Source organism: Mesorhizobium sp. LjNodule214, from assembly GCF_964252735.1.
Classification (GTDB): domain Bacteria; phylum Pseudomonadota; class Alphaproteobacteria; order Rhizobiales; family Rhizobiaceae; genus Mesorhizobium.
Window position 1 is genome coordinate 1 of sequence record NZ_CAXUPE020000014.1, and the last position, 2394, is coordinate 2394.

Consider the following 2394-nt stretch of genomic DNA (forward strand, 5'->3'; position numbering starts at 1 on the left):
GTTGCACAGCCTGATCGGGTGCGGCTGATTGGCTTTTCGACTTCAGCTTTGAGATCGGCTTTTGAAGCGCCAGGATTCGTTGCCAGTCTCGGCGATCTCGCAGTGATGAGTGAGGCGGTCGAGCAGCGCGGTTGTCATCTTGGCGTCGCCGAAGACGCTTGGCCATTCCCCGAAGGCGAGATTGGTGGTGATGATGACACTGGTGCGTTCGTAAAGCTTTGAGACCAGATGGAAGAGCAACTGCCCGCCGGCCTGGGCGAACGGAAGATAGCCGAGTTCATCGAAGACGACGAAGTCGAGCCGGGTAAGATGATCGGCAATGCGGCCCTGCCGGCCGGCACGGGTCTCGGTCTCGAGCCTGTTGACGAGGTCGACAACGTTGAAGAAGCGCCCGCGTGCGCCGTTGCGGATGAGAGAACGGGCAATGGCGATCGCCAGATGCGACTTGCCGGTGCCTGTCCCGCCGACCAGGACGACATTGCGCTGATCGGCGACGAAGGCGCCGGCGGCGAGGTCGCGGATCAGGCTCTCGTTGACCGGCGTGCCGGCAAAATCGAAGTCCTCGATATCCTTGGCCAGCGGAAGCTTGGCGACGGTGAGCTGGTACTTGATGGAGCGGGCCTGCTTCTCCGATATCTCGGCCTGCAACAGATCGCCGACGATCTTCGGCGGTTCGTGCTGCCGCTTAATGGCGACGCCCATGATCTCGTCATAGGCCGAGCGCATCCCGAAGAGTTTCAACGCCCCCATCAGTTCCAGTACTTCGGTGCGTTCCATGGCTGTTCGTCCTCCTGAGGCTGTCATAACGGGCGCAGTCGGCGATCGGCTCGTGAGCCAGCTTCAGCGCCTGTGGAATGGAAAGGATCGTGCCCGGCGCCGGATCGCGGCTGCGGGCCAGGATGTTGAGGATCACCGCCGCCGACGAGACGCCGTGCTCAATGGCTTCCTGGCAGGCGGCCTCGACCGCGCTCAATCCGTCGGTCAGCACGCAGGTGAGGATCGACACCATCTGCCGGTCGCCGTCATCAACCGCCTTGAGCTTGCGGCGCACCTTCTCCATTGCCGACGGCAGGACCCAGCCAAGGAACGGCGCGCCGTTGCGCAATCCGCCCGGCTTACGGGCCAGCACCGGCACGTAGTGCCAGGGATCGTAGATGACCTCGTTGCGGCCGAAGCAGCGGGCATGCTCGCCCACGACCACGCCGTCCTGGCGGATAATGATCCGGTCGGCATAAGCATGGATCTCGACCGGCCGGCCGACGGCACTCGACAGCACCGAGTATTTGTTGTTGTCGAAGCGCACCGTGCAGGTCTTCGACACCGACGCGGGAATGCAATGGAAGCCGTCGAAGCGACCGGCATAGGGAATGAAGCTGGCGCGCTCTTCTTCGAATACGTCCCAGACCGTGCGCTCGCCCTGTTCGGGATGCCGATGCGCCTTGGCATAGGCAACGCATTTGTCGGCCAGCCAGCCGTTGAGATCCTCCAGCGTCTTGAAGCGCAGCCTCGGTGTGAAGAAGCGCTCGCGCACCAGCCCGACCTGGTTCTCGACTTGCCCCTTCTCCCAGCCGGCCGCCGGCGTGCAGGCCTCCGGCTCGACAAGGTAATGCCCGCACATCTGCGCAAAGCGGCGGTTGTAGCGGCGATCCCTGCCGATGAAGATCGCGTCCACCGCCGTCTTCATGTTGTCGTAGATGCCGCGCGTGCAGGCGCCGCGGAAGAAGCTGAACGCCCGGTCATGGGCGTCGAACACCATCTCCTGCGTTTCGCGCGGATAGGCCCGCACGAAGAACATACGGCTGTGGCAAAGCCGCATGTGCGCCACCTTCACCGTTACCGTCACGCCGTCGAGTAGAACGATCTCGTGGCTCCAGTCGAACTGGTAGGCCTCGCCCGGCGCAAAGCTCAACGGAATGTAGGCTTCGGCCGCGGCGCTGCCGCGATCCGCCTCCCAGCTCTGAGCATGTCGCCACACCGAACTGTAGCTGCCGTCATAGCCGAGGCCGCGAAGCTCCTCAAAGATGCGGATCAGTGTCAGCCGCTCCCGCTGAGACTTGGCCGCATTCGCCGACAGCAGCCGATCCAGCTCGTCACGCCAGGCGCCCATCCGGGGATAAGGCTGATGCTTGCGCTCGTAGCGGAACTCTGTCTCCTCGGAACGCAAAACCTTGCGCACCACCTTCCGGGAGATCTTCAGCTCCCGGCAGATCGCTTTGATCGACTTCCCCTGCACCAGCGACAGCCGGCGTATCTTTGCAATCGTCTCCACAACCAACATCCAAAACACAAATGCCTCCGACCAAACCGGAGGCATCTTGATGACCCCACGTTAAGGGGTCCCGTTTGGACGAAAATCACCCCTTAAACAGGGTCCTCATTCCACGAAAAATCACA

At 62.5% G+C, this 2394-nt stretch carries 2 protein-coding genes; both read right to left on the reverse strand.

Annotation, left to right across the window (positions count from 1 at the left end):
* Positions 1–42: 42 nt before the first annotated feature.
* Entirely contained in the window at positions 43–777 is a 735-nt protein-coding gene (gene istB / locus ACSQ3Z_RS37225; protein ID WP_436173087.1) for an IS21-like element helper ATPase IstB, read from the reverse strand.
* Complete coding sequence (gene istA, locus ACSQ3Z_RS37230; protein WP_436173950.1) at positions 710–2278, reverse strand: IS21 family transposase; 1569 nt, start codon at positions 2276–2278, stop codon at positions 710–712. The genes istB and istA overlap by 68 nt, the downstream gene beginning before the upstream one ends.
* Between the last annotated feature and the right edge of the window lie 116 nt (positions 2279–2394).